Here is a 25946-nt window from a genome sequence, read left to right as displayed (position 1 = left end):
CTATGTCCGGACCCGTCGAACTCGAACGCCCGGCGACCGCCACGTCGCTGGTGCCGCCCGACCAGGGCTTCTTCGACAGCCTCAACGGCGAGCTCAACGACAAGGGCTTCCTTGTCACCTCGACCGAGGAGCTGTTCCAGTGGGCGCGCACCGGTTCGCTGTGGTGGATGACCTTCGGTCTCGCCTGCTGCGCGGTCGAGATGATCCACGTCAACATGCCGCGCTACGATCTCGAGCGCTTCGGCGCCGCGCCGCGCGCGTCGCCGCGTCAGTCGGACGTGATGATCGTCGCGGGTACGCTGTGCAACAAGATGGCGCCGGCACTCCGCAAGGTCTACGACCAGATGTCGGAGCCGAAATACGTCGTCTCGATGGGCAGCTGCGCCAATGGCGGCGGCTATTACCATTACAGCTATTCGGTGGTGCGCGGCTGCGACCGCGTCGTGCCGGTCGACATCTACGTGCCCGGCTGCCCGCCGACCGCCGAGGCGCTGCTCTACGGGATCATGCAGCTGCAGCGTAAGATCCGCCGTCAGGGGAGCGTCGAACGGTGAGGGCGCCTGCTCCTGCCTGGGCCGCCGACCTCAACGGCGAGACGATCGAGATCGTCCGTGCGACGCTCGGTTCGGCGCTGCTCGACGCGGTCGATCAGGTCGGCGAGGTCGCGCTCTACGTCGAGCGCACCGCGATCGTCGATGCGCTGACCAAGCTGCGCGACACGCCCGGTCTCGAATATCAGCAGCTGATGGAGATCGCCGGCGTCGACTATCCGAGCCGCCCCGAGCGGTTCGAGGTGGTCTATTGCCTGCTGTCGCTGACGCGCAACCATCGCCTGCACGTCCATGTCGCCACCGACGACGTCAAGCCGGTGCCGTCGGTGACGGGCATCTGGCCGGTCGCCGGCTGGCTCGAGCGCGAGGTGTACGACATGTACGGCGTGCTGTTCACCGGCAACGCCGACCTGCGCCGTATCCTCACCGACTACGGTTTCCGCGGCCATCCGCAGCGCAAGGACTTCCCGCTCTCGGGCTTCGTCGAGATGCGCTATTCGGAAGAGGCGAAGCGCGTGATCTACGAGCCGGTGAAGCTGGCGCAGGACTTCCGCAACTTCGACTTCCAGAGCCCCTGGGAGGGCGCGGCCTATGTGCTGCCCGGCGACGAGAAGGGCATGCTGCCCGAGGCCAAGGGCGCACCGACGCCGTTGAAGGCGGACGATATCGTCAAGGCCGATGCCGCGCGCACGCCGACACAGGCGCCCAAGGCCGGCAGCGAACCCTATGCCAAGAACGATTCGACCGGCACCGCGAACACCGGCGCCGGCGATGCCGGCCCCGGCAACGCCCGGCAGGACAAGCCCAAGGATTCGGACGTCGTGCCGACCAAGGGCGGAGGACAGAATCAGTGAGCCAGGACCCGCATCTCGCGCCCGCCACCAACACGGTCGACCCCTATGTCGACGAGCTGATGCACGTCACTAGCCCGGCGCATCCGACCGAGGGTGACGTCACGATCCAGAATTACACGATCAATTTCGGCCCCCAGCATCCTGCCGCACACGGCGTGCTGCGACTGGTCATGGAGCTGGACGGCGAGATCATCGAGCGGATCGATCCGCACGTCGGCCTGCTGCATCGCGGCACCGAGAAGCTGATCGAATACAAGACCTATGCGCAGGCGATCCCCTATTTCGATCGCCTCGATTATTGCTCGCCGATGTGCATGGAGCATACGTTCGTGCTCGCGATCGAGAAACTGCTCGATATCGAGGTGCCGATCCGCGCCCAGTATCTGCGCGTCTTCTTCGCCGAGCTGACCCGCATCTCCAACCACATGCTGAATCTCGGTTCGCACGTGATGGACGTCGGCGCGATGACGCCGAACCTGTGGATGTTCGAGATCCGCGAGGATTGCTACAATTTCCTCGAGCGGGCTTCGGGCGCGCGCATGCATCACAATTACATGCGGCCGGGTGGCGTCCATCAGGACGTGCCGCTCAAGCTGCTCACCGATATCGCCGACTGGCTCGACACGCGCCTGCCGCGCCTGTTCGAGGATGCGATCAGCCTCGTCGCCGACAACCGCATCTTCAAGCAGCGCAACGTCGATATCGCGACGGTGAGCCGCGAGGATGCGATCGCCTGGGGCTTCTCGGGGCCGATGATCCGCGCCGCGGGCATCCCCTGGGATCTGCGCAAGTCGCAGCCCTATGACGTCTACGACCGGATGGAGTTCGACATCCCCGTCGGCACCCGCGGCGATTGCTACGATCGCTTCATGGTGCGCGTCGAGGAGGTCCGCCAGTCGGCGCGGATCATGAAGCAATGCCTGCGCGACATGCCGGAGGGGCCGATCGCCTCGACCGATCGCAAGGTGGTGCCGCCCAAGCGCGCCGAGATGAAACAGTCGATGGAAGCGCTGATCCATCACTTCAAGCTGTACACCGAGGGCTATCACGTCCCCGCCGGCGAAGTATATGTCGCGACCGAGAGCCCGAAGGGCGAGTTCGGCGTGTTCCTCGTCTCCGATGGCTCGAACAAGCCCTATCGCTGCAAGATCCGGCCGACCGCGTTCAGCCATCTTCAGGCGATGGACTTCATGAGCCGCGGCCACATGCTGGCCGACACCACCGCGATCCTCGGTGCGATGGACATCGTGTTCGGCGAGTGCGACCGGTGACCGCACGCGCGCATTGCATGGGTCGAAGCGAGCTGGGGGTGGATCATGCCTGAACCGGTAACAAACGAACTCATCTACGCCGTCTTGCAGAAGCTGCAGGGTGACATGACCGAAGTGCGGTTCGACATTGGCGAGCTGAAGGCGCGGGCGACCGCGACGGACGAACATCTGGGTAACATGCTCTTGCAGATGACGGGTTTGAACAGGCGGTTGGACCGCGTCGAGGAACGTCTGGGCCGCGTCGAGCGGCGCTTGGATCTGGTGGATCACCGCTAATGGCTGAAGCAGCACACATTCCCGACGAAGCCGAAACCCGCGCCCGCTGGGGCGGCTTCGCCTGGAACGAAGAGAACCAGAAGAAGGCGAACGAGATCCTCGCGCGCTATCCCAAGGGCCGTGAGCAGTCCGCGTCGATCCCGTTCCTCGACCTCGCCCAGCGCCAGGTCGGCGCCGAGACGCAGACGCAGGGCTGGCTGCCCGTGCCGGTGATCGAGTTCGTCGCACGTCAGATCGGCGTGCCGTACATGCGCGTCTTCGAGGTCGCGACCTTCTACACGATGTTCAACCTCGCGCCGGTCGGCCGCTATCACGTGCAGGTCTGCGGCACGACGCCGTGCATGCTGCGCGGCTCGGACGACGTGCTCGCCGCCTGCAAGAACCGCGGGCTGGTCAAGGGCGGGACGACGCCGGACGGCATGTTCACGCTGACCGAGGTCGAGTGCCTCGGCACCTGCGCCAACGCGCCGATGGTCCAGATCAACGACGACAATTTCGAAGACCTCGACTACGACCGCACCGTCGCGGTGCTCGAAGCGCTCGCCAATGGCGAGACGCCCAAGGCCGGGTCGACGATCGGCCGCCAGACGAGCTGCCCGGAGGGTGGCCCGACGACGCTGACCGCGATGGTCGACGCCAATCACGATTATCGGGGGGAGTGGGCATGACGGTCGACGATACCCGCTTCATCACCGAGATGCTCCGTGGCATCCGCGGTGATATGTCCGATGTGAAGGACCGGATGATCAATATGGAATTGCGGCAGACGGCGATGGAGCATCGCCTGCTCGGCATCGATACCCATCTGGCCGCGGTACAGCAGGGCGTCGACGGCCTGTCGAGCGACATGCGCCGGGTCAAGCAGCGCCTCGATCTCGTGGACGGACACGCCTGATGCTTGCCGATAAAGACCGCATCTTCACCAACGTCTACGGGTTCCAGCCATGGAACCTCGACGCGGCGCTGAAGCGTGGCGACTGGGACAATACCAAGGCGCTGATGGCGCTCGGCCAGGACGCGATCATCGACGTCATCAAGGCGAGCGGGCTGCGCGGCCGTGGCGGCGCTGGCTTCCCCACGGGGACCAAATGGTCGTTCATGCCCAAGGAGCCCAAGCCCGACCGGCCGAACTTCCTCGTCATCAACGCCGACGAATCCGAGCCCGGCTCGTGCAAGGATCGCGAGATCATCCGCCACGATCCGCACAAGCTGATCGAGGGCGCGCTGATCGCGGGCTATGCGATGCGCGCGCGGGCGGCCTATATCTACATCCGTGGCGAATATATCCGCGAGGCGGAGACGCTGTTCGCCGCGGTTGCCGAGGCGTACGACAAGGGGCTGATCGGCAAGAACGCCAGCGGTTCGGGCTACGATTTCGACGTCTTCGTCCATCGCGGCGCCGGCGCCTATATCTGCGGCGAAGAGACCGCGATGCTCGAAAGCCTCGAGGGCAAGAAGGGCCAGCCGCGTTTGAAGCCGCCGTTCCCGGCCGGCGCGGGCCTCTACGGCTGCCCGACGACGGTCAACAACGTCGAATCGATCGCGGTCGCACCGACGATCCTCCGCCGCGGTGCATCGTGGTTCTCGAGCTTCGGCCGTGAGAACAACAAGGGCACCAAGCTCTATCAGATCAGCGGGCATGTGAATAAGCCGTGCGTGGTCGAGGATGCGATGGGCCTGACGTTCCGCGAGCTGATCGAGACGCATTGCGGCGGTATCCGCGGCGGCTGGGACAATCTGCTCGCGGTGATCCCGGGCGGCTCGTCGGTGCCGCTGGTGCCGGCGAAGGACATCATCGACGCGCCGATGGATTTCGACGGCCTCAAGGCGGTCGGATCCGGCCTCGGCACCGCGGCGGTGATCGTCATGGACAAGTCGACCGACATCGTCCGCGCGATCAGCCGCATCTCGTACTTCTACAAGCATGAGAGTTGCGGCCAGTGCACGCCGTGCCGCGAAGGCACCGGCTGGATGTGGCGGGTGATGGAGCGGCTGCGCACCGGCGACGCCGACATCGCCGAGATCGATACGTTGCATCAGGTCACCAAGCAGGTCGAGGGCCACACGATCTGCGCGCTCGGCGATGCCGCGGCCTGGCCGATCCAAGGTCTCATCAAGCATTTCCGCCCCGAGCTGGAGCGCCGGATCAACGAACGTAGCGGCGGCGATCTGACGCCGATGCAGGAAGCTGCCGAGTGAGGTCTTCGTTCGTCCTGGCAATGGTCGGACTGTCGATCGCCTCCGGGGCGATCGCACAGAAGCAGACCGAGGCGGATACCGGGACCAACATCCCGATCCCCCGCCGCGCGCGGCTGCCGGAGACGCCGGGCCTGTCGGCGGCCGATCGCGGCCGGATTGCAATGGCGGAGTTCGCACGCTGCACCGTCGATCGGCAGTCGGGCCGTGTTGCCCGGTTGCTCACCCTGCCTGCCGAGGACGTGAACACGAGCGCGCTGGCGCCGATGGCGGATAGCGAGTGTCTGGCAAGCGGCATGATGCGGTTCAAGCCGATGTTGCTGCGCGGAGCGCTGTTCGTTGAATTGTATCGCCGTCGGTCCGAGGCTGGGATAAGAAAGGTGGCGTGGCAGTTGCCGGCGGTGCCGTTCGACGCCAACACGCAGGCAACGACGGCCGATGGCGATCGCAATATCCAGATGGGTTTGCTCGTTCTGGCGCAATGCGTCGTCGAGCATGATCCTGTAGACGCGAAAGCTGTGGTCATGGCACGGACCGCCAGTCCGGCGCAGAATGCGGCATTTGCCGCATTGGCCCCGAATATCTCGCAATGCCTGCCGAGTGGACAAAAGTTGACTTTGGGCAAGATCATTCTCGAGGGCGCGTTGGGCGAAGTTCTTTATCGCGGTGTCGTGCCACCGGTACGTCCCGCGTCGCAGGAATCCAAGTAATGCCGAAGCTGAAAGTAGACGGGATCGAGGTCGAGGTGCCGCAGGGCGCGACGGTCCTCCAGGCGTGCGAAGCCGCGGGCAAGGAAATCCCGCGCTTCTGCTATCATGAGCGGCTGTCGATCGCCGGCAATTGCCGCATGTGCCTCGTCGAGGTGAAGCCGGGGCCGCCCAAGCCGCAGGCATCGTGCGCGCTGCCCGCCGCGGACAATCAGGAAGTCTTCACCACCACGCCGATGGTGAAGAACGCCCGTGAGGGCGTGATGGAATTCCTGCTCATCAACCATCCGCTCGACTGCCCGATCTGCGATCAGGGCGGCGAATGCGATCTGCAGGACCAGTCGGTCGCTTATGGCAAGGGCCATAGCCGCTACACCGAGAACAAGCGGGCGGTGACCGAGAAATATATGGGTCCGATCGTAAAGACGATCATGACCCGGTGCATTCAGTGCACCCGCTGCGTCCGCTTCGCCGAAGAGGTCGCCGGGGTCGAGGAGATCGGCGCGATCTATCGCGGTGAGGACATGCAGATCACCAGCTATCTCGAACAGGCGGTGACCAGCGAGCTGAGTGGCAATGTCGTCGACCTCTGCCCGGTCGGCGCGCTGACCTCGAAGCCTTATTCGTACGAAGCGCGGCCGTGGGAGCTCAAGAAGACGCTCACGATCGACGTGCAGGATGCGGTCGGCACCAACATCCGCCTCGACAGCCGTGGCCGTCAGGTGCTGCGCTGCGTCCCGCGCATCAACGAGGACGTCAACGAGGAATGGGCGCACGACAAGACGCGCCATCATGTCGACGGCCTCGTCCGTCGTCGCCTCGATCGCCCCTATGTGCGTCGCGACGGCAAGCTCGCTCCGGTAAGCTGGGACGAGGCGTTCGCGGTCATCAAGACCAGGGTCGAGGCTGCGGGCGCGAACGTTGCCGCGGTGGCGGGCGATCTGGTCGACTGCGAGACGATGTACGCCGCCAAGGCGCTGCTCGCGAAGCTCGGTTCGTCGCTGCTCGAAGGGCGGCAGACCGGCATGGACTATGACACGTCGAGCCTCGCCGCGGTCAATTTCAACACCACGATCGCCGGCGTCGAAGAGGCCGATGCGATCCTGCTGGTCGGCACCAATTTGCGCTGGGAAGCGCCGCTGGTGAACACCCGCATCCGCAAGGCGATCAAGAAGGGCGCCAAGGTCTTCGCGATCGGGCCGGAAACCGAGCTGACCTACAAGGTCGAATGGCTGGGTGCCGATCTGTCGCTGCTCGGCAATCTACCCGAGGCGGTCGCCAAGCTCTTTACTGATGCCGCCAAGCCGATGGTCATCGTCGGCGGTGGCGCGCTGAAGGGTGGCCATGGTGCGGCGCTCGCCTTCGCCAAGCAGTTCGATCTGGTACGTGACGGCTGGAACGGCTTCAACGTCGTCCATATGGCCGCGAGCCGGATGGGCGGGCTGATGCTCGGCTATGCGCAGGAGGGCGGCATCGCCGATCTCTCGCAGGCGGCGGTGACCTTCTTCCTCGGCGCGGACGAGGTGGATTACACCAAGTTCGGCGGCTTCAAGGTCTATGTCGGCCATCACGGCGACACCGGCGCGCATCATGCCGACGTCATCCTGCCGGGCGTGACCTATGCCGAGAAGTCGGGCACCTGGGTCAATCTCGAAGGCCGCGTCCAGCGTGGCGAGCGCGCGGTGTTCGCACCGGGCGATGCGCGCGAGGACTGGACGATCTTCCGTGCCTTGTCCGAGGCGCTCGGCGTTACGCTGCCCTTCGACAGCCTCGCCGGGCTGCGCGAGGCGATGACCGTCGAGGTCCCCGCATTGCGCAACGTCGGCGAGCTCGCCGGCTATGCGTGGAACCCGCCGGCGCTCGACGGCGCCGGGCAGGGGAGCCTTGCCGGCTATCCGATCAAGGATTTCTATCTGACCAACGCCATCTGCCGCGCGTCCCCGACGATGCAGCGCTGTTCGGCCGAACTGGTCCATGGCGAGACGTTCGCGGAGGCGGCGGAGTGACCGAATTCTTCAACACGACCGTCGGCCTGTCCTACGGCTGGGCATGGTTCGTCGCGACGATCGTCGGCATCCTCGTCATCGCGCTGCCGCTGATGTTGGCCGTGGCGATGATCATCTATGCCGATCGCAAGATCTGGGCGGCGATGGCGCTGCGCCGCGGCCCCAACGTCGTCGGGCCGTTCGGCCTGCTCCAGTCGTTCGCCGACGGCCTCAAGGTCTTCCTGCAGGAGACGATCGTCCCCGCGGCGGCGAACCGGACCTTGTTCCTGCTCGCGCCGATCATCACCTTCACGGTGGCGCTGATCGTCTGGGCGGTGGTGCCGTTCGGGGCGGGCGTGGTGCTCGCCGACATCAACGTCGGCCTGCTCTACGTGCTCGCCGCCTCGTCGCTCGGCGTCTATGGCGTGATCCTGTCGGGCTGGGCGTCGAACTCCAAATATCCCTTCTATTCGGCACTGCGTGCCGCCGCGCAGATGGTGAGCTACGAAGTCGCGATCGGCTTCATCCTGATCTCGGTGGTGATGTGGGCAGGGACGTTCAACCTCAGCGGCATCGTGCTGGCGCAGACGAGCACGCTCAACCTCCACATCAACGCCTTCGGCATCAACCCGCTGCTCTTTCCGATGGCGGTGATGTTCTTCATCTCCAGCCTCGCCGAGACGCAGCGCGCGCCGTTCGATCTGACCGAGGCGGAGAGCGAGCTCGTCGCCGGTTACCAGACCGAATATAGCTCGATGAGCTTCGCGCTCTTCTGGCTCGGCGAATATGCCAACGTGCTGCTGATGTGCGCGCTCAACGCGACGCTGTTCTGGGGCGGCTGGCTGCCGCCGATCGACTGGGCGCCGCTCTATTACGTGCCGGGGATCATCTGGCTGTTCGCGAAGATGCTGTTCTTCTTCTTCGTGTTCAGCTGGGTCAAGGCGACGGTGCCGCGCTACCGCTACGACCAGCTGATGCGGCTGGGGTGGAAGGTCTTCCTGCCGCTGTCGCTGTTCTGGGTGTTCCTGGTGTCGGGCGTGCTGATGCTGATCCGCGTACCGGTCGGCGGATGAGCCGGGCCAGCGAATGGATGATCGCCCGTGGCCTTCGGCCGCAGGCGTTACGGGATCGGGCGCTGATCGGCGTCGCGATCGGATTGATGGTCGTCGTGATCGACCGAATGACGGGATTGGGCTCTTGAGCGTCGCACAGATCATCAAGTCGTTCACCTTGTGGGAGTTCGTGAAGGCGCACGCCCTCACGCTGAAGTATTTCTTCAAGCCCAAGGCGACGATCAACTACCCCTATGAGCGCAACCCGGTCAGCCCGCGGTTCCGCGGCGAGCACGTGCTGCGCCGCTATCCGAACGGCGAGGAACGCTGCATCGCGTGCAAGCTCTGCGAGGCGGTATGTCCGGCGCAGGCGATCACGATCGAGGCCGAACCGCGCGACGACGGCAGCCGCCGCACGACGCGCTACGACATCGACATGACCAAGTGCATCTATTGCGGTCTGTGCCAGGAGGCCTGCCCGGTCGATGCGATCGTCGAGGGGCCGAATTACGAATTCTCGACCGAGACGCGCGAGGAGCTGATCTACGACAAGGCCAAGCTGCTCGACAATGGCGACCGCTGGGAAAGCGCGATCGCGGCGAACCTTGCCGCCGATGCGCCATACCGTTAATGCGCGCCGCATTCGATTCCGGGCTTAGGGGGCCGACCAACTCGTGATCCAGGCCATAGCCTTTTATCTCTTCGCGATCATCGTGATCGGTTCGGGGGCGATGACGATTTCGTCGCGCAATCCGGTCCATTCGGTGATGTGGCTGATCCTTGCCTTCTTCAACGCGGCGGGGCTGATGGTGCTCGTCGGGGCGGAGTTCATCGCGATGCTCCTCGTCATCGTCTATGTCGGTGCGGTCGCCGTGCTGTTCCTGTTCGTGGTGATGATGCTCGACATCGAGGTCGCGCAATTGCGCGCCGGTGTCGCGCGCTATGCCGCGCTCGGCCTCGCGCTCGCGGTCGCGCTGGCGGCGGAGATCCTGATCGGCATCGGCGCGTGGAGCGCCGGCGGCCTCAAGATCAGCCGCCGCATCGCGCCGATCGACGGCGACGTGCCCAACATCCAGGCGATGGGGCAGCTGCTGTATACGCGCTATCTCTTCGTGTTCGAGGCGGCGGGCTTCGTCCTGCTCGTCGCGATGATCGGCGCGATCGTGCTGACGCATCGCCAGCGTGGCGGCGTCCGCGGCCAGAACATCAGCCGCCAGAATGCGCGCCGTCCGCAGGATGCGACGCGCAACGTCCAGCCGACGGTCGGCGAGGGGGTGCAGTTGTGATTGGGTTGACGCATTATCTGGTCGTGGCGGCGATCCTGTTCACGATGGGTGTGCTCGGCATCTTCCTCAACCGGAAGAATTTGATCGTCATCCTGATGGCGATCGAGCTGATCCTGCTCGCGGTGAACCTCAACCTCGTCGCCTTCTCCGCCTATCTCCACGATCTCGTCGGGCAGGTGTTCGCGATGTTCGTGCTGACCGTCGCCGCCGGCGAGGCGGCGATCGGGCTGGCGATCCTGGTGATCTATTTCCGTGGCCGCGGCACGATCGCGGTCGACGATGTCAATCGGATGAAGGGCTAAATACAGGTGACCTCCATCCTCTTCATCGTGTTCCTGCCGCTTCTGGCAGCGATTGTTGCCGGGCTCGGCAACAAGGCGATCGGCTTCGTGCCGGCCAAGGCGATCACCACCGGCGCGCTGTTCCTCTCGTGCCTGCTGAGCTGGCCGATCTTCCTCGGCTTCCTCGCCGGCACCAACACCGCGACCGTCGTGCCGGTGCTGAAATGGATCGTCAGCGGCGACATGGCGGTCGACTGGTCGCTACGCGTCGACCAGCTCACCGCGATCATGCTGGTGGTCATCACCAGCGTGTCGGCGCTCGTCCACCTCTATAGCTGGGGCTATATGAGCGAGGACCCGGACCAGCCGCGCTTCTTCGCCTATCTGTCGCTGTTCACCTTCGCGATGCTGATGCTCGTCACCGCGGATACGCTGGTGCAGATGTTCTTCGGCTGGGAAGGCGTCGGTCTGGCCTCCTACCTGCTGATCGGCTTCTGGTTCCGCAAGCCGTCGGCCAATGCCGCCGCGATTAAGGCGTTCGTCGTCAACCGCGTCGGCGATCTCGGCTTCATGCTGGGTATCTTCGGCACCTTCCTGGTGTTCGGCACCGTCTCGATCCCGGCGATCCTCGCCGCGGCGCCGACGATGGCGGGCTCGACGATCGGCTTTCTCGGCATGCGCGTCGATACGATGACGGTGCTCTGCCTGCTGCTGTTCGTCGGCGCGATGGGCAAGTCGGCGCAGCTCGGCCTGCACACCTGGCTGCCCGACGCGATGGAAGGCCCGACCCCGGTGTCGGCGCTGATCCACGCGGCGACGATGGTCACCGCCGGCGTCTTCATGGTCTGCCGCCTGTCGCCGATGTTCGAAATGTCGCCGACTGCGCTGCACGTCGTGATGGCGGTCGGTGCCGCGACCTGCCTGTTCGCCGCGACCGTCGGCATGGTGCAGACCGACATCAAGCGCGTCATCGCTTATTCGACCTGTTCGCAGCTCGGCTATATGTTCTTCGCCGCGGGCGTCGGCGCCTATGGCGCGGCGATGTTCCACCTGTTCACGCACGCCTTTTTCAAGGCGCTGCTGTTCCTCGGGGCGGGCTCGGTCATCCACGCGATGCACCACGAGCAGGACATGCGCTATTACGGCGGCCTGCGTAAAAGCATCCCGCTGACCTTCTGGGGCATGATGATGGGGACGCTGGCGATCACCGGCGTCGGCCTGCCGGCGGTGTTCGGCAATCCGCTCGGCATCGGTTTCGCGGGCTTCCATTCGAAGGACGCGATCATCGAGGCCGGCTGGGCGGCGGGCGAGCCCGGCGTGTGGTTCGTCGGCGTGCTCGTCGCGCTGATCACCAGCTTCTATTCGTGGCGCCTGATGTTCCTCACCTTCTGGGGCAAGCCGCGCTGGGCCGCGTCGGAGCATATCCAGCACGCGCTGCACGACGCGCATGGCCACGGCCATGACGATCATGCGCATGAAGCGCACGGCCACGATGCGCACCACGCGCATGGCCATGACGCACACCATGCCGACGAGGCGCACGGCAATCCGGCGCAGGCCGAGGACAGCGGCGATCGCCCGTCGACGCACGGCGCATCGCAGCAGGACCTGCCCGCGGGGACCGGCGGCTATCACCCGCACGAGAGTCCGTGGCCGATGCTGGTGCCGCTCGTCATCCTGTCGATCGGCGCGATCGCGGCGGGCTTCGTCTTCCACCGCTATTTCATCGAACCCGATGCGGGCGTGCTGTTCTGGAAGGGCGACATCGCCTTCCGCGAACATCTGATGCACGCGATGCACGAGGTGCCGGTGCCGATCAAATTGTCGGCGACGATCGCGATGCTGCTCGGCCTGTTCACCGCCTGGTATGCCTATATCAAGGCGCCGAGCTTCCCGGCGGCGGTCGCGGACCAGTTCCGCATCCTGTACCGCTTCCTCGTCCACAAATATTATTTCGACGAACTCTACCACCTCATCTTCGTCCGTCCCGCCTTCGCCATCGGCCGTCTGCTGTGGCATCGCGGTGACGAACAGACGATCGACCGGTTCGGGCCGAACGGCTCGGCCTGGGTGGTGCAGCTCTCCAGCCGGCTCGCGGGCCGGCTCCAGAACGGATATGTCTATACCTATGCCTTCGTCATGCTGATCGGTCTGACCGCCGTCGTCACCTGGGCGATCGCACAGTGAGCGGGCTGCCCATCCTCTCGATCATGCTGCTGATCCCCGCGCTCGCGGCGATCGCCTGCCTGTTCGTCCCCGCCGCCACCGCCCGCATGCTGGCGCTGGCCGCCACCTTCGTCGAACTGGCGCTCGGCATCCTGCTGTGGGCCAATTACGACATCGGTGGCGCGCAATGGCAGTTCGTCGAGCAGGGCCCGGCGTTCGGCTTCTTCCGCTGGGATCTCGGCATCGACGGTTTCGCGCTGATGCTTATCATGCTCAGCGTGTTCCTGATGCCGATCTGCATCGGCGCGAGCTGGCGTTCGGTCACCAATCGCGTGCCCGAATATATGGCGGCATTCCTGCTCACCGAAACGCTGATGATCGGCACCTTCGCGGCGCAGGACCTGTTCCTCTTCTACCTGTTCTTCGAGGCAGGGCTGATCCCGATGTATCTGATCATCGGCATCTGGGGCGGGGTGAACCGCATCTACGCCTCGTACAAATTCTTCCTCTACACGCTGCTCGGCTCGCTGCTGATGCTGATCGCGATGCTCTACATGGCGCAAACCGCCGGTACGTCGAGCATCCCGGCGTTGCAGGCCTATGACTTCCCGGCGCACGTGCAGACCTGGCTGTGGCTCGCCTTCTTCGCCTCGTTCGCGGTGAAGATGCCGATGTGGCCGGTCCATACCTGGCTGCCCGACGCGCACGTGCAGGCGCCGACCGCGGGGTCGGTGATCCTCGCGGGCGTGCTGCTCAAGCTCGGCGGCTACGGCTTCCTGCGCTTCAGCCTGCCGATGTTCCCTGAAGCTTCGGGCCAGCTCACCTGGCTGATCTTCGGCCTGTCGGCGGTGGCGGTGATCTACACCTCGCTCGTCGCGCTGGTGCAGTCCGACATGAAGAAGCTGATCGCTTATTCGTCGGTCGCGCATATGGCGATCGTCACCATCGGCCTCTTCGCCTTCAATCGGCAGGGGATCGAGGGCGCGATGATCATGATGCTCAGCCACGGGCTGGTGTCGGGTGCCTTGTTCCTGTGCGTCGGCGTCATCTACGACCGGCTGCACACGCGTGAGATCAGCCGCTACGGCGGTCTGGCGATCAACATGCCGCGCTACGCGCTCTTCTTCCTGTTCTTCACCATGGCGTCGATCGGCCTGCCCGGAACCAGCGGCTTCGTCGCCGAATTCCTGGCGCTGATGGGCACCTATCAGGTGTCGACCTGGATCGCCTTGCTCTGCACGACCAGCATCATCCTCGGCGCGGCCTATATGCTGTATCTCTATCGCCGCGTCGTCTTCGGTGAGATCAAGTCGGACGACGTGCGTGAGATGCAGGATCTGTCGCATCGCGAATTGTGGCTGCTCGCGCCGATCGCCGCCGTTGCTTTGTGGATGGGTGTCTATCCGGAGAGCTTCATGGCGCCGATGCGCAAGGATGTCGGCGTGCTGCTCGCCCGCATCGATCGCGCGACGCCCGTCTCCGATTCCCAGCCGACTGCCGGCAAGCCCCTCGCCACGGCGCCTGCCGCCCACGGAATTGCTCACTGATGGATTACGCCGCCAATCTCGCCATGACCCTGCCCGAGGTGATCCTCGGCGCGGGCGCCGTCGTCCTGATGCTGGTGTCCGCCTGGGGCGGATCGGCGTCGACGCGGGCCGTCTCGTGGACCGCGGTCGCGGTGCTCGCCGGCGCCTGTCTCGCCTTGCTCGGCCCGGCCAGCTACGGCGGGGCGGCGTTCGACGACCTGTATCGTGCCGACGCCTTCGCCGCCTTCGCCAAGGTGCTGATCTTCGTCGCCGCGGCGGTGAGCATCGTGATCGCGCCCGACTTCTTCCAGCGCACGCACGGCGACGATCTGCGTCCCGAATATCCGGTGCTGATCCTGCTGTCCGCCGCCGGCATGGGCCTGATGGTCTCGGCGAGCGACATGCTGACGCTCTACGTCGGCCTCGAACTCCAGAGCCTCGCCGCCTATGTGCTGGCGAGCTTCATGCGCCGCGACACGCGCTCGGCTGAGGCGGGCCTGAAATATTTCGTGCTCGGCGCGTTGGCGAGCGGCATCCTGCTCTACGGCATCAGCCTGGTCTACGGCTTCTCGGGCACCACGCTGTTCACCGGCATCGCTGCCGCTTATGCGGGCCCGCAGTCGCTCGGCCTGCTGTTCGGTCTCGTCTTCGTCTTCGCGGGTATCGCCTTCAAGATCGCCGCGGTCCCGTTCCACATGTGGACGCCGGACGTCTACGAAGGCTCGCCGACGCCGGTCACCGCCTTCTTCGCTTCCGCACCCAAGGTGGCGGCGATGGGCCTCGCGGTCCGCGTCGCGGTCGAGGCGATGGGGCCGGCGACCGACCAGTGGCGCCAGATTGTGATCTTCGCCGCGCTCGCCTCGATCCTGCTCGGCGCGGTGGCGGCGATCGGCCAGACCAACATCAAGCGGCTGCTTGCTTATTCGTCGATCAACAACGTCGGCTTCGCGCTGGTCGGCCTCGCCGCCGGTACGCCCGAGGGCGTGTCGGGCGTGCTGATCTATATGACGATTTATATCGCGATGACGCTGGGCTCGTTCCTGATCGTGTTGCAGATGCGCGACGACGAGGGCCAACCCGTTGAAAGCATTGCGGCTTTGTCCGGCATGTCGCGCACCCGCCCGGGCCTTGCGGCGGCGCTCGCCATCTTCATGTTCAGCCTCGCCGGCATCCCGCCACTGTTCGGCTTTTACGCGAAGTTTGCGGTGTTTGACGCCGCGGTGCGCGCCGGCCTGTTCCCGCTCGCGGTGATCGGTATCGCCGCCTCGACGATCGGCGCTTATTATTACCTGCGCGTCGTCAAGACGATGTACTTTGACGAACCGGCGCCGGCCTTCCCGAAGGGCAACAACCCGGTCGAGGGCGGGCTGATCGTGCTGACCGCCGCCTTCGTCTCGCCGCTCGGCTATCTGGCGATCCCGCTGCTCGGCGGCTGGACGATGGCTGCGGCGCGCGCGCTGTTCCCGGCGATTTGACGATCCGGACCGTCGCGGAGACGGGCTCGACCAACGCCGACATGCGCCTCCTCGCGCGCCAGGGCGCCGAGGAGGGGCTCTGGCTGCGCGCCGAGCGCCAGACCGCCGGCAAGGGCCGGCTCGGGCGCCAATGGGTGTCCGAACCCGGCAATCTCTACGCCAGCACGTTGGTCCGCCTCCGCCCCGCCGATCCCCCGGCTGCGACGCTGGCGCTGGTCGCCGCGGTGGCGCTGCAATGGGCGGTGAGCGTCTTCCTGCCCGACGCTGCCCGGCTGAAATGGCCCAACGATCTCTTGATCGGCGACGCCAAGCTGTCCGGCATCCTGCTCGAACGCTGCGATGATGCGGTGGTGGTGGGCATTGGGGTCAATCTGGCGCATCACCCCGATCTTCCCGATCGCGCGACGACGGGCCTCGCCGCCGCCGGGGCCGTGGTCACCGCGGCGGCGTTCCTCGACGTACTGGCGGAAGCCTTCGGCCGCTGGCTGACGGTGTGGCGCGGGCAGGGGCTTGCCGCGGTCCGCGATGCCTGGCTCGCCGCGGCGCATCCTGTCGGCACCGCGCTCAGCGTGCGACTGCCGGACGGCGGCACGCGCGACGGCCTGTTCGACGGGCTCGACGCGGACGGCGCGCTCATCCTGCGCTTGGCGTCGGGCGAGCGGCATGTCATTCACGCCGCCGACGTTTCTGTCCTGAAGGATTGACGATGCTGCTCGCGGTGGATGCCGGCAATACCAATGTCGTCTTCGCGCTGGTCGAGGGGCGGACGATCAAGGCGCGCTGGCGCATCGCCACCGATCCGCGGCGCACCGCCGACGAATATGCCGTCTGGCTCAGCCAGCTGCTCGCGCTCGAAGGCCATGACCGCAGCCAGATCGACTCGGTCATCATCGCCACCGTCGTGCCCCGCGCGCTGCACAATCTTCAGGTATTGGCCCAGAAATACTTCCACAGCGAGGCGCTGATCGCCGGCCGCGCGCCGGTGGAATGGGGCATCGTGCTCGACGTCGACGAGCCGCAGAGCCTCGGCGCAGACCGCGCGGTCAACACGATCGCGGCGCATGCGCTGCATGACGGCGATCTGATCGTCATCGACTTCGGCACTGCGACGACCTTCGATGCAAGCGACTATTCGGGCGCCTATAAGGGCGGCATCATCGCGCCGGGGATCAACCTGTCGCTCGACGCCCTGGTCAGCGCCGCCGCCAAGCTGCCGCGGATCGCGATCGAGGCGCCCAAGAACAACGGCAGCGTGATCGGCCGCAACACCGTCGATCAGATGACCATCGGCATCTATTGGGGCTATATCGCGATGATCGAAGGGCTGGTCGCACGGATGAAGGCCGAGATCGGCCGCCCGGTCAAGGTCATCGCCACCGGCGGCCTCGCCACGTTGTTCGAACAGCATACCGACGTGTTCGACGTCATCGAGCCGGACCTGACGATACAGGGGCTGGCGATCATGTACCAAAACGCCCATATCGGCTGAGACGCGCTCGCGCCATCCATCGGCCCGCCGGGCGCCACATTCTTTGAAAGACCTAAATGACTCCCAAGACCAACGAACTTCTCTTCTGTGCTCTCGGCGGCTCCGGCGAGATCGGCATGAACGTCAATCTCTACGGCCATGCCGGCAAATGGCTGATGGTCGATTGCGGCGTGACCTTCGCCGATGCGGCCTATCCCGGCATCGACATCGTCCTGCCCGATCTCTCGTTCATCGAGGATCGCATCAACGATCTCGTCGGCATCGTGCTGACCCACGGCCATGAGGATCATATCGGCGCGCTGCCGTATCTCGCCGAAGACCTCGGCGTGCCGCTCTACGCGACGCCGTTCACCGCCGGACTGATCCGCGGCAAGCTGGAGGAAGAGGGCAACGCCAACCGCGTCAAACTGCGCGTCATCCAGCCGGGCAAGGACGGCGGCATCGCCGGCGTGCAGATCGGCCCGTTCGGCGTCAGCTTCATCGAGCTGTCGCATTCGATCCCCGAGCCCAACGCGCTGGTCATCGAGACCAAGGCCGGCCGGGTGTTCCACACCGGCGACTGGAAGCTCGATCCCACCCCGGTGATCGGCAAGCCGACCAGTCCCGAACAGCTCAGCCGGATCGGCGATGCCGGTGTCGACGTGCTCGTCTGCGACTCGACCAACGTCTTCAACAAGGATGCGTCGGGGTCGGAAGCGTCGGTGCGGGTCGGGCTCGCCGAACAGGTCGCCAAGGCCAAGGGGCGGGTGCTCGTCACCACCTTCGCCTCGAACGCCGCACGGCTGCACACGCTGGGTCAGGTGGCCAAGGAAACCGGGCGTAAATTGTGCGTCACCGGCCGCTCGCTCGACCGGATCCTGAAAGTCGCGCGTGCCACCGGCTATCTTGGCGACTTCCCGGAGACGGTCGATCCCGAGACGGCGATGCGCCTGCCCAAGAACAAGGTGCTGATCGTCGCCACCGGCGGTCAGGGTGAACCGCGCGCCGCGCTGGCCCGCGTCGCCGACGGCTCGCACACCATCAAGCTCGACCTCGGCGACACGGTGATCTTCTCGTCGAAGCAGATCCCCGGCAATGAGGTGGCGATCGGCAAGATCCAGAATACGCTGGCGGGCAAGGGCGTGGTGATGATCACCGAGCGTCAGGCGCACGTCCACGTCTCCGGTCACCCGGGCCGCCCGGAACTCGCGCAGATGTACAAGTGGATCCGCCCCGAGGTGCTGATCCCCGTCCACGGCGAGATGCGCCATATGATGGAGCATGCCCGTTTCGCGCTGAGCGAGGGTGTGCCGCAGTCGATTGTGCAGAGCGACGGCGATATCCTGCGCCTGCTGCCGGGCAAGGTCGAGAAGATCGGCAATGCCGGTGTCGGCCGGCTGGTGCTCGACGGCGACGTGATCCTGCCGGCGGACGGCTCGACGATCAACGAGCGGCGCCGTCTGGCGATCAACGGCCAGATCTCGGTCGCGGTGGCGATCGGTCGCGACGGGCGCGCGCTCGGCCGGCCGCAGATCCGCGTCCAGGGCGTGCCGGTCGAGGAGGATCGCGCGGCGTTCGTCGAGGATGCCGCGGAAGCCGCTGCCGAGGCGATGAAGGGTCAGAAGCGCGAGCTCGACCGGCGTCGCGAGGACATCCGCCTCGCGGTACGTCGCGTCGCGACGCGCTGGACCGGCAAGAAGCCGATCGTCGACGTGCTGATCGTCGAGGCCTGATCCCCCGTGCGCTGGACGTCGATGCTGGCGATCTACGTCCTGTTCTGGGCGTTTTCGGTCTTCCTTGTCCTGCCTTGGGGCGTCCGCACGACGCGCGAGGTGGGGGGCGACTATGTCGCCGGTCAGGCCGAAAGCGCCCCGCACGACTTCCGGCTCGGCCGGCTCGCGATCCGCGTGACGATCGTCGCGACCCTGCTGTTCGTCCTGTTCTTCGCCAATTACCGCTTCGGCTGGGTCACGCCGCAGATGCTCGACCTCTTTAATCGCGAGGCGGTGTATAACGCGGTGTGAGCGGGCGAGATGACGCCGATGTCATCTCGCCGCCAGCATTCCGCGTCCCGAATCTGTTATGGTGCGGGACGGTGGCCGCCGGGGCCGCCTGATCGTGGAAGGCCGCGCGCGTGACCCCGACCAGCCTTCAGACGCTCGATCTGCTGACCCGCGCGCTCGTGCTGATGGACGAGGAGGGGCGGCACCATATCGCCGCGCGCATCGCGATGGCGATCGACGATCTCACCGACGATCGATCCTCTCCGGAACATACGACGATCAACTGATCGCCGTGCCTGTGGCTCAGCGCAGGCGCTCGATCGCCTGCGCCAGAGCCACGTACAATTTGCCCATGTCGGACGACAGCAAGGTCACGCTGAGCGGCGAGCCGTCGCGCTGCGCGAGGATATTGCGCAACATGCTCTCGAAGTCGTGGATGTAGCGATTGACCGCCTCGCGGAACGTCTCGTCGTCGTCGTACAGCCGGGCGATGTCGCGGGCGTCGGCGGGGTCGAGCACGCGGACCGCACGGCGGGTGAAGACGCCGCGGTCCCCCTTCAGATAGGCCGCCCAGGCGCTGTCCGAGATTTCGGGTGCGAACGCCTTGGTGATGTCGATCGACGCCGAGTGAAGCGATTCGATCAGCAGCGAGGCGCGACGGGCGAACGTATCGTGTTCGGCTTCGTCGCGCTCGCTGCGCGCCTGATCGATCTTCGCTTCGACCAGCGCGGTCTGTTCGAGGATCTGGCGGACCTGTGCGGACAGCCGCTCGGTCGCGCGGGTCGCCGCCTCGACCGCTTCGCCGGTCGCATCGGCGATGGCGCGAACCTGACGCTCGACGGTGTCGCCGGTGGCGCGGCGCATCGCCTCGGCGCCCGCCTGCTCCCATTGCGCGGCGGCATCGGGGATGACCGCGGAAAGCGTTTCTCGCGCCTTGTCGGCGGCGACCGTCGCGGTTTCGCGGACGCGGAGCAGGGCGTCGACCAGCCGCGGCGCGGCGTCCTCGGCAAAGCGGTGGGTCCGTTCGATCGTCTCGTCGACCATCATGCCGAGCGCATCCGCCTTGGCACGCCCCTCGCTCAACGTCTGCAGCAGGGTGCCCGAAAGCTGATCCAGCGTGCCGCTCTGTTCGGAGATGACGCCGGCGATCGCCTCGATGGCCTCGTGCGTGCTTTCCGCGGCGGCGACCAGCGCCAGCAGTTCGGGCTTGGCGGCGACGACGACCTGCTTGCTGGCGAGGACCTTTGCATCGAGCCGGCCGAGCGCCTCGGGCAGCGTCTCGTCGATCTCACGCGCCGCGGCATCGAGCGCGATCAGCAAGGATTCGGTGGTGGAGATCGTCCGCGATGCCATGACGTCGCCGGCGCGCAACGCCTCGGTCATCGCGTCGGCGGAGCCGCCGAGCGCGCTGATCGACGCGGCGAGCATCTGCGATCGTTCGACGCCGTGCACGTGAAGCTGGTCGAGGCGGGTTTCGACCTGCCCGATGCCGCCGTCGAGTCCGGCGAGCAGTTCCTCGCTCGCCATCCGCTGGTCGTGCAGGCGCAAGGTGACGCGATCGATCACGTCCTCCAGCCCGGCGACCCGCTCGGTGAGCGCATCGACGCTGTCGCGCGCGGCGCTGTCGAGCGCCGCCTGATTGACGCGCAGCATCGCCAGCATCGCCTCGCCCTGCACGGCGATGCCCTTGCGCGCCTCGTCTACGGCATCGGCAGTACGGTCGAGCAGGCCGTCGACCGCGTCCGACATGCTGCCGGTAACGGCTTCGAGCCGTGCGCTCGCGGTTTCGCTGGTCGCCTCCATGCGGGCGATATGTGCGGCGAGCTTCTGCGCCGCGCTACCGGTGACGTTCTCCGCCTCGCGGCCACGTTCGGCGAGCGCGGCGAGCTGCGCCGACAGCGCCGCGGCATGCTCGCTCGCGGCAAGGCCGGTATCGTCGAGCAGATGCTGGATATCGAGGACATCGGCCTGCGCGCGCGGCAAGGAGGCAAGCAGCACGCCGAGGCTCTGCTGTGCATCGGTGGCGGCTTGGGAGAGGGCGTAGGCGTGGGCTTCCGCCTGGTCGATCTGCTGGGCCATGCCCCGGCTGACCGACGTGAGGCGCTCGCTGGCGGTGTCGCCCATGGTCTTGAGCGTCGCTACCTGCTCGGCGAGCTGGCGGCGGTTGCCGTCGAGCGCGTGCGAAAGCATCGCGACGGTGCGTTCGAGGCTCGCGGCCTCGGCGCGCATCGCCGCGGCGGTGGCGCCGAACCGCCGCGCCTCGCGCCGGCTGGTCCGCATCGCGAGAAGGTAGACGATGCCGATCAGCACCGGCACGACCGCGAGCGCGGCGATGAACTGCGCGAGGTCGACGGGCAGCAGGAACGGCAGCTGATCGCGCGCCAGCCACAGCATGCCGCCAAGCCAGAGCAGCGAGACGAGCAGCGCGAGCACCGGCGGCAGCCATGCGGACCGGGGTGACTCCGGCTCGGCCGCGTCCGTCCAGGGAAGCGGCTCGGCCTGCCATTCGCCTTCGTTTTCCGCCATATAGCCGCCGATCCGATCGTGCTCACCAGAGGCGTAAGCGTCGCTGGTGGCGCTGTCTGCCCGCATGTCGATGATCATGGAACCCCCGTTCTTCGATGGCGAACCTACCCGTCTTCGCGACCCTCATAAAGCAAAACCGCAACACTTGGTTAAGCAGCGCTGCGCTACATACCGGCGATGGCTTATGATCCAGGTGCGATCGATGCGGCGCTGGCCGCGGCAGTGGGGGACGAACCGGCGCTGATCGCCGAGTTGCGGCTGGCGTTCGTCGAGAGCGCGCAGCGCGGCCTGGTCGCGCTGGAGGCGGCGCAGGACGACGACGAATGGCGCGGTGCGGCGGCGCGATTGAAGGGATTGGCGGCGAGCTTCGGCGCGGTCCGTCTGATGGCGCTCGCGACGCAGGCGGCCGAACTGCCCCATGATGCGGCGCTGCTCGCCAAACTGCGGCGGTCGATCGACCGGCTCTGAGGCGACGCGCGACAAAGCGCGCGTGGCTCTAGGCAGGGGCGGCATCACCGCCTAACAGCGGCCGGATGCTCGCCGGCCTTCTCTTCGCCATGCACGACGCGGATGATCGGCCCGCGATGCTGACCGCGACGCTGCCGTTCGGCGGCGTGACGCTCATCGAATATCAGGCACGCCTGCTGATCGCGTCGGGCGCGTCGCAGATCGTGATCCTCGTCTCGCGGCTGACGCCGGAATTGCTCGGCGCGATCAGCCGGATCGGCAAGCGCGGCGTCGCGGTCGATACGGTCCGCACCGCGGCCGAGGCGGCGGAGAAGCTCCACCCGCTGGCCCGCGTGCTGATGCTCGCCGACGGCCTGACGACGACCGCGGAGACGCTGGCGGCGCTGGCGCGGGACGGCGGCGACGCCTTGCTGGTGATGCCCGAGGATCAGGCGGCGCTCGGCTATGAGCGGGTCGGCAGCGGCATGGTCTGGGCGGGGGTGGCGCGGCTCGATCCGCGCCGGCTTGCGGAACTGGCCGCGATGCCGCGCGACTATGACGTCCAGTCGACGCTGGTGCGCCTCGCCTCGCAGGCGCATGCGGTCCACGTGCTGCTGCCGCAGGAGGCGATCCGCGGCGGCCACGGCGTCGGCCATGCCGCGGCGGCGCTGGAGGCGCGGGGGCGGACGGTGCTGGCGGCGATGATCTCCGGCCGCAGCGGCTGGTTCGAGCGATTCGTGACGGCGCCGCTCGCGCGCGCGGTGATCCCGTTGCTCGTCCCGCGCACGGTTCCGGCGACCGCGGTGGCGGCGGGCGCGGGAGTCGTCGGCGTGCTCGGGCTGACGTTGATCGCCATCACCTATCCGGGATCGGGGCTGTTGCTGGCCGTGCTCGGCACGCTCGGCCTGTCGCTGGCCGCGACGCTGGCGGACCTGCGCGACGAGCCCGCGGCGGAGCGCTGGTTGCAGCGGCTTGCCGGTGGCCTGCCGGCGCTGGCGGCGTTGTTCTACGGTCGACAGGCTGCGCAGGCACAGGCGGACGGCGCGCCCGAGATCCTGGCGATCGGTCTCGTTCTGCTTGCGGTGCTCGGCGAACGCGCGCTCGGGCACCGACCGCGGCGGAGCTGGTGGGGCAGTGCGCCCGCCTATCTGTTGCTCGTCTGGTGCGGTGCGATCGTCTCGGCGCCCGCCATCGGGCTCGGTCTCGCCGCCGTCTACGCCGCCGCCACGCTTGCCGCTGCAATCGAACGATTGCGGCGGCACCCTTAGCGCTGTCTTAATGATAGAGAGGTAGCGTCAGGCCATGGCGGTCGGACCGGAACAGACGGAGCGGGATGTGCTGGACACCCGTATCAATGCAGCGCGCCGGCTCGCCGCGCGGGCGGACGCGCGCCTGACGGGAGCGATCGCCGACTTCTTCCTCGCCGAAGAGGCGCGACTCGACGAGCGGACGCGGCTGACGCTGGGCCGGGTGCTGAGCGGCGTCGTGCAGGGGATCGAGACGGAGATCCGTCGTCACGCGGCGCGCATCCTGTCCGGACGCGATGCCGAAGCGCGCGCCGAGCATTTGCTGACGGCGCAGGACGACGTGGTGCAGCGACTGTCGCGCGCCGGGCTGCTGCGCGACCGGCTGCTGATCGATGAACTTCTCGCGCAGGTGTCCTGCGATCTGATCGCCGCGCGCCTCGCGCCCAGCGCGGCGACCCCCGAACAGGCGAGCCTGCTGGTCCGGCTCGCCGAGGTCGACGATGGCGTCGTCGCCGCAGCCGCGCGCGCGTTGCTGTCGGCGGAGACGCGGCGCCGCGCCGCTGCCGAGCAGGGCGGGGTGGTGACCGGCATCCTGCCCGCCGAACGCCATCATCAACTGGTCTGGTGGGTCGCGGCCGCGATCCGCGAGGCGCAGGTCGCTGCGGGCGGCGAGGACGGCGGCGTCGACCGCGCGATCGTCGAGGCGGCGCAACGCAATCTCGCCGCACACGACGAGGGGCAGCGGCCCGAAGCTGCCGCGGTGCGGCTGGCGGCGGCGATCGACGCGCGCCCGCACGAGGTCGGCGAACTGCTGATCGAAACGCTGGGCGACCGGCGGCTGTTGCTGTTCATCGCGGTGCTCGGCCGGGCGGTCGATCTCGACTTCGAGGGCGCGCGGACGATCGTCCTCGAACCCGAAGGCGACCGGCTGTGGCTGGCCTTACGTGCGGCCGGGCTCGACCGGAGCGCGATCGCACGGATCGCCCTCGCCTTGGCGGATGCCGACCCGCGCCGCGACATCGAGGCGTTCGCCGACGATCTCGACGCGATCGTCACGGTGTCGGCGGAGGCGGCGCGGTCGGCGCTGGCGCCGTTGACGCTGCACCACGATCTGCGCATGGCGATCGCGGCGCTCACTCGCGAGGCGGTGCGATGAGGGTCGACAGCATTCCCGACATGCCGCTGAGCCATGCCTCGCTCGACGGCGAGGGGCGGTTGATCGCCGCCGACCCGGCGCTGATGGCGCTCAACGATCAGGCCGGCGGGGCGATCGGGGCGGCGCTGGCGATCCCGCAGCTGGCGACGGTGGTGCGGCTCGCGCGGCGACTCGGCATCCTGGTGTCGCGGTCGGTGACGGTCGCCGATCAGGACGCGGACCTCGAACTCTGGGTGCGGGTGCAGCCGGACGGCGAGGGGGTGCGGATGGCGGTGAGCGGCTGGCGCGGCTTGCGCCCGCAGCCTGTCGCGGAACGACCGCTGGCGACGGTGATCGAGGATGGCGCGATGTCGTGGGAGACCGACGCCGGCCTGCGACTGACCTTCGTCTCGATCGATCCGGCGCGGCGGCTGGGGCTCGATGCGCTCGGGCTGCTCGGCCAGCCGCTGACTTCGCTGTTCACGCTCGATGCGACCGAGAGTGGCGCCTTGCCGATCCTCGAGGCGGTGGCGCGGCGGCGCCCGTTCGACGAGCAGCGCGCGCGGCTACGCAGCGGCGATACGCGCATGCTGCTGACCGCGACGGTCAAGGAAGATGCCGCGGGCGATTTCGCCGGGCTGGCCGGCGTGGCGCGCGTCGCGGAAACCGCGCCTGCGCCGGTCGAGGCGACGATCTCGACCGACTTCACCGAGGGGCTCGATCGCGCGTTGCGCTCGCCGCTCGCGCGGATCATCGCGCACGCCGACACGATCCACGCCGAGGCGGAGGGGCCAGTGCAACGCGACTATGTCGATTATGCATCGGATATCGCCAATGCCGGTCGCCATCTGCTCGGACTGGTCGACGACCTCGTCGATCTGCAGGCGGTCGAGCGCGCCGATTTCTCACTGGAAACCGAGGCGATCGATCTTGCCGACGTCGCCCGGCGCGCGGCCGGCCTGCTGTCGGTTCGCGCCGCCAATGCCGGCGTGGCGATCGCGCGCCCCTTGCCGGACCTGCGCGTGCCGGCCTCCGGGGATTTTCGCCGCGCCTTGCAGATCATGGTCAATCTGATCGGCAACGCGCTACGCTATTCGGCCGAGGGTGGCGTGGTCAGCGTCACGGTCAGCCGCAGCGGCGACATGGCCGAAGCGGTCGTCGCGGATCAGGGCAAGGGCATCGCGCCGGAGGATCAGGCGCGCATCTTCGAGAAGTTCGAACGCGTCGATCCGAGCGAGGCGGGCGGCAACGGCCTCGGCCTCTATATCGCGCGGCGGCTGGCGCGGGCGATGGGGGGCGATCTTGGCGTGGAAAGCGTGCCGGGAGACGGTGCGCGGTTCACGCTGTCGCTGCCGGTTTAGGGGCATTGCCGCAGGATGTCGGGGATCGCAGCGTTTGGAACCGGCGGAGTTATACGGGATATTCCTCCCCCGCCAGGGGGAGGTGGCACGGCGAGGCCGTGACGGAGGGGGAGGAAAGGGTGAGAGCCCGCTT

The 25946-nt window shown here is 67.0% G+C and carries 26 protein-coding genes; 25 read left to right on the top strand and 1 reads right to left on the bottom strand.

Annotated features, from left to right (window positions below):
• Positions 1-2 precede the first annotated feature (2 nt).
• From AC07UH_RS09885 to AC07UH_RS09785, 21 genes are all read left to right on the top strand, one after another.
• Positions 3-554 carry a NuoB/complex I 20 kDa subunit family protein gene (locus AC07UH_RS09885; RefSeq protein WP_038660327.1) on the top strand — a complete coding sequence of 184 codons (552 nt, stop codon included), beginning with the start codon at positions 3-5 and terminating at the stop codon, positions 552-554.
• The gene (locus tag AC07UH_RS09880; protein ID WP_038660325.1) at positions 551-1405 is read left to right on the top strand and encodes an NADH-quinone oxidoreductase subunit C; all 855 of its coding nucleotides are present in this window, start codon (positions 551-553) and stop codon (positions 1403-1405) included. The genes AC07UH_RS09885 and AC07UH_RS09880 overlap by 4 nt, the downstream gene beginning before the upstream one ends.
• Positions 1406-1464: 59 nt before the next feature.
• Positions 1465-2676, top strand: coding sequence for an NADH-quinone oxidoreductase subunit D (locus AC07UH_RS09875; protein WP_038666501.1), 1212 nt, complete (start codon positions 1465-1467; stop codon positions 2674-2676).
• Between the two features lie 45 nt (positions 2677-2721).
• On the top strand, positions 2722-2952 hold the full coding sequence (locus tag AC07UH_RS09870) for a hypothetical protein (protein ID WP_495179962.1): 231 nt from the start codon (positions 2722-2724) through the stop codon (positions 2950-2952).
• On the top strand, positions 2952-3620 hold the full coding sequence (locus AC07UH_RS09865) for a complex I 24 kDa subunit family protein (RefSeq protein WP_495179963.1): 669 nt from the start codon (positions 2952-2954) through the stop codon (positions 3618-3620). Before AC07UH_RS09870 ends, AC07UH_RS09865 begins: the two co-directional genes overlap by 1 nt.
• Positions 3617-3847, top strand: a complete 231-nt coding sequence (locus AC07UH_RS09860; protein ID WP_495179964.1) for a hypothetical protein — start codon at positions 3617-3619, stop codon at positions 3845-3847. The genes AC07UH_RS09865 and AC07UH_RS09860 overlap by 4 nt, the downstream gene beginning before the upstream one ends.
• On the top strand, positions 3847-5151 hold the full coding sequence (gene nuoF / locus AC07UH_RS09855) for an NADH-quinone oxidoreductase subunit NuoF (RefSeq protein WP_322847804.1): 1305 nt from the start codon (positions 3847-3849) through the stop codon (positions 5149-5151). Before AC07UH_RS09860 ends, nuoF begins: the two co-directional genes overlap by 1 nt.
• Positions 5148-5858 carry a hypothetical protein gene (locus AC07UH_RS09850; RefSeq protein WP_495179965.1) on the top strand — a complete coding sequence of 237 codons (711 nt, stop codon included), beginning with the start codon at positions 5148-5150 and terminating at the stop codon, positions 5856-5858. The genes nuoF and AC07UH_RS09850 overlap by 4 nt, the downstream gene beginning before the upstream one ends.
• Complete coding sequence (nuoG, locus tag AC07UH_RS09845) at positions 5858-7861, top strand: NADH-quinone oxidoreductase subunit NuoG (RefSeq protein WP_495179966.1); 2004 nt, start codon at positions 5858-5860, stop codon at positions 7859-7861. Before AC07UH_RS09850 ends, nuoG begins: the two co-directional genes overlap by 1 nt.
• Positions 7858-8913: an NADH-quinone oxidoreductase subunit NuoH gene (gene nuoH, locus AC07UH_RS09840; RefSeq protein WP_495179967.1), complete on the top strand. Its 1056-nt coding sequence runs from the start codon at positions 7858-7860 to the stop codon at positions 8911-8913. Before nuoG ends, nuoH begins: the two co-directional genes overlap by 4 nt.
• Positions 8914-9037: 124 nt before the next feature.
• Positions 9038-9523 (top strand): NADH-quinone oxidoreductase subunit NuoI, encoded by a 486-nt coding sequence (nuoI, locus tag AC07UH_RS09835; RefSeq protein WP_038660298.1) that lies wholly within the window; start codon positions 9038-9040, stop codon positions 9521-9523.
• Between the two features lie 43 nt (positions 9524-9566).
• Positions 9567-10178 (top strand): NADH-quinone oxidoreductase subunit J, encoded by a 612-nt coding sequence (locus AC07UH_RS09830; protein WP_038660296.1) that lies wholly within the window; start codon positions 9567-9569, stop codon positions 10176-10178.
• Positions 10175-10480, top strand: a complete 306-nt coding sequence (gene nuoK / locus AC07UH_RS09825; protein WP_038660292.1) for an NADH-quinone oxidoreductase subunit NuoK — start codon at positions 10175-10177, stop codon at positions 10478-10480. The genes AC07UH_RS09830 and nuoK overlap by 4 nt, the downstream gene beginning before the upstream one ends.
• A 6-nt stretch (positions 10481-10486) precedes the next feature.
• Entirely contained in the window at positions 10487-12646 is a 2160-nt protein-coding gene (gene nuoL / locus AC07UH_RS09820; protein ID WP_495179969.1) for an NADH-quinone oxidoreductase subunit L, read from the top strand.
• Entirely contained in the window at positions 12643-14172 is a 1530-nt protein-coding gene (locus tag AC07UH_RS09815; RefSeq protein WP_495179970.1) for an NADH-quinone oxidoreductase subunit M, read from the top strand. Before nuoL ends, AC07UH_RS09815 begins: the two co-directional genes overlap by 4 nt.
• A complete protein-coding gene (gene nuoN, locus AC07UH_RS09810; RefSeq protein ID WP_137896985.1) occupies positions 14172-15626 on the top strand; it encodes an NADH-quinone oxidoreductase subunit NuoN in 1455 nt (484 codons plus the stop codon). The genes AC07UH_RS09815 and nuoN overlap by 1 nt, the downstream gene beginning before the upstream one ends.
• A complete protein-coding gene (locus AC07UH_RS09805) occupies positions 15623-16330 on the top strand; it encodes a biotin--[acetyl-CoA-carboxylase] ligase (RefSeq protein ID WP_495179971.1) in 708 nt (235 codons plus the stop codon). The genes nuoN and AC07UH_RS09805 overlap by 4 nt, the downstream gene beginning before the upstream one ends.
• Before the next feature lie 2 nt (positions 16331-16332).
• Positions 16333-17115 (top strand): type III pantothenate kinase, encoded by a 783-nt coding sequence (locus tag AC07UH_RS09800; RefSeq protein WP_495179972.1) that lies wholly within the window; start codon positions 16333-16335, stop codon positions 17113-17115.
• A 56-nt stretch (positions 17116-17171) separates the two neighbouring features.
• Complete coding sequence (locus AC07UH_RS09795; RefSeq protein ID WP_038660279.1) at positions 17172-18827, top strand: ribonuclease J; 1656 nt, start codon at positions 17172-17174, stop codon at positions 18825-18827.
• A 6-nt stretch (positions 18828-18833) separates the two neighbouring features.
• The gene (locus tag AC07UH_RS09790; protein ID WP_038660276.1) at positions 18834-19118 is read left to right on the top strand and encodes a DUF1467 family protein; all 285 of its coding nucleotides are present in this window, start codon (positions 18834-18836) and stop codon (positions 19116-19118) included.
• A 110-nt stretch (positions 19119-19228) separates the two neighbouring features.
• Positions 19229-19384 (top strand): hypothetical protein, encoded by a 156-nt coding sequence (locus AC07UH_RS09785; RefSeq protein ID WP_169742522.1) that lies wholly within the window; start codon positions 19229-19231, stop codon positions 19382-19384.
• A gap of 16 nt (positions 19385-19400) precedes the next feature.
• Here the strand turns inward: AC07UH_RS09785 and AC07UH_RS09780 are convergent, their stop codons facing one another.
• Positions 19401-21689, bottom strand: a complete 2289-nt coding sequence (locus tag AC07UH_RS09780; RefSeq protein WP_495189821.1) for a coiled-coil domain-containing protein — start codon at positions 21687-21689, stop codon at positions 19401-19403.
• A gap of 111 nt (positions 21690-21800) precedes the next feature.
• Here AC07UH_RS09780 and AC07UH_RS09775 point away from each other — a divergent pair, with 111 nt between their 5' ends.
• From AC07UH_RS09775 to AC07UH_RS09760, 4 genes are all read left to right on the top strand, one after another.
• Complete coding sequence (locus tag AC07UH_RS09775; RefSeq protein WP_038660267.1) at positions 21801-22091, top strand: hypothetical protein; 291 nt, start codon at positions 21801-21803, stop codon at positions 22089-22091.
• A gap of 65 nt (positions 22092-22156) precedes the next feature.
• Positions 22157-23338, top strand: a complete 1182-nt coding sequence (locus tag AC07UH_RS09770; protein ID WP_495179974.1) for a nucleotidyltransferase family protein — start codon at positions 22157-22159, stop codon at positions 23336-23338.
• Positions 23339-23405: 67 nt separating this feature from the next.
• Positions 23406-24473, top strand: a complete 1068-nt coding sequence (locus AC07UH_RS09765) for a DUF2336 domain-containing protein (protein WP_495179975.1) — start codon at positions 23406-23408, stop codon at positions 24471-24473.
• Positions 24470-25813: a sensor histidine kinase gene (locus tag AC07UH_RS09760; RefSeq protein ID WP_495179976.1), complete on the top strand. Its 1344-nt coding sequence runs from the start codon at positions 24470-24472 to the stop codon at positions 25811-25813. The genes AC07UH_RS09765 and AC07UH_RS09760 overlap by 4 nt, the downstream gene beginning before the upstream one ends.
• Positions 25814-25946 lie beyond the last annotated feature (133 nt).

Source organism: Sphingomonas sp. GW821-FHT04B01, assembly GCF_059420425.1.
This window is presented reverse-complemented; position numbering and strand designations above follow the sequence as displayed.

Bases quoted from the DNA above. Each gene is read 5' to 3' on its own strand.
- AC07UH_RS09885 (WP_038660327.1), top strand. From the start codon at position 3: ATGTCCGGACCCGTCGAACTCGAACGCCCGGCGACCGCCACGTCGCTG.
- AC07UH_RS09875 (WP_038666501.1), top strand. From the start codon at position 1,465: ATGCACGTCACTAGCCCGGCGCATCCGACCGAGGGTGACGTCACGATC.
- AC07UH_RS09870 (WP_495179962.1), top strand. From the start codon at position 2,722: ATGCCTGAACCGGTAACAAACGAACTCATCTACGCCGTCTTGCAGAAG.
- AC07UH_RS09865 (WP_495179963.1), top strand. From the start codon at position 2,952: ATGGCTGAAGCAGCACACATTCCCGACGAAGCCGAAACCCGCGCCCGC.
- AC07UH_RS09860 (WP_495179964.1), top strand. From the start codon at position 3,617: ATGACGGTCGACGATACCCGCTTCATCACCGAGATGCTCCGTGGCATC.
- nuoF (WP_322847804.1), top strand. From the start codon at position 3,847: ATGCTTGCCGATAAAGACCGCATCTTCACCAACGTCTACGGGTTCCAG.
- nuoG (WP_495179966.1), top strand. From the start codon at position 5,858: ATGCCGAAGCTGAAAGTAGACGGGATCGAGGTCGAGGTGCCGCAGGGC.
- nuoN (WP_137896985.1), top strand. From the start codon at position 14,172: ATGGATTACGCCGCCAATCTCGCCATGACCCTGCCCGAGGTGATCCTC.
- AC07UH_RS09800 (WP_495179972.1), top strand. From the start codon at position 16,333: ATGCTGCTCGCGGTGGATGCCGGCAATACCAATGTCGTCTTCGCGCTG.
- AC07UH_RS09795 (WP_038660279.1), top strand. From the start codon at position 17,172: ATGACTCCCAAGACCAACGAACTTCTCTTCTGTGCTCTCGGCGGCTCC.
- AC07UH_RS09780 (WP_495189821.1), bottom strand. From the start codon at position 21,689: ATGCGGGCAGACAGCGCCACCAGCGACGCTTACGCCTCTGGTGAGCAC.
- AC07UH_RS09775 (WP_038660267.1), top strand. From the start codon at position 21,801: ATGGCTTATGATCCAGGTGCGATCGATGCGGCGCTGGCCGCGGCAGTG.
- AC07UH_RS09770 (WP_495179974.1), top strand. From the start codon at position 22,157: ATGCTCGCCGGCCTTCTCTTCGCCATGCACGACGCGGATGATCGGCCC.
- AC07UH_RS09760 (WP_495179976.1), top strand. From the start codon at position 24,470: ATGAGGGTCGACAGCATTCCCGACATGCCGCTGAGCCATGCCTCGCTC.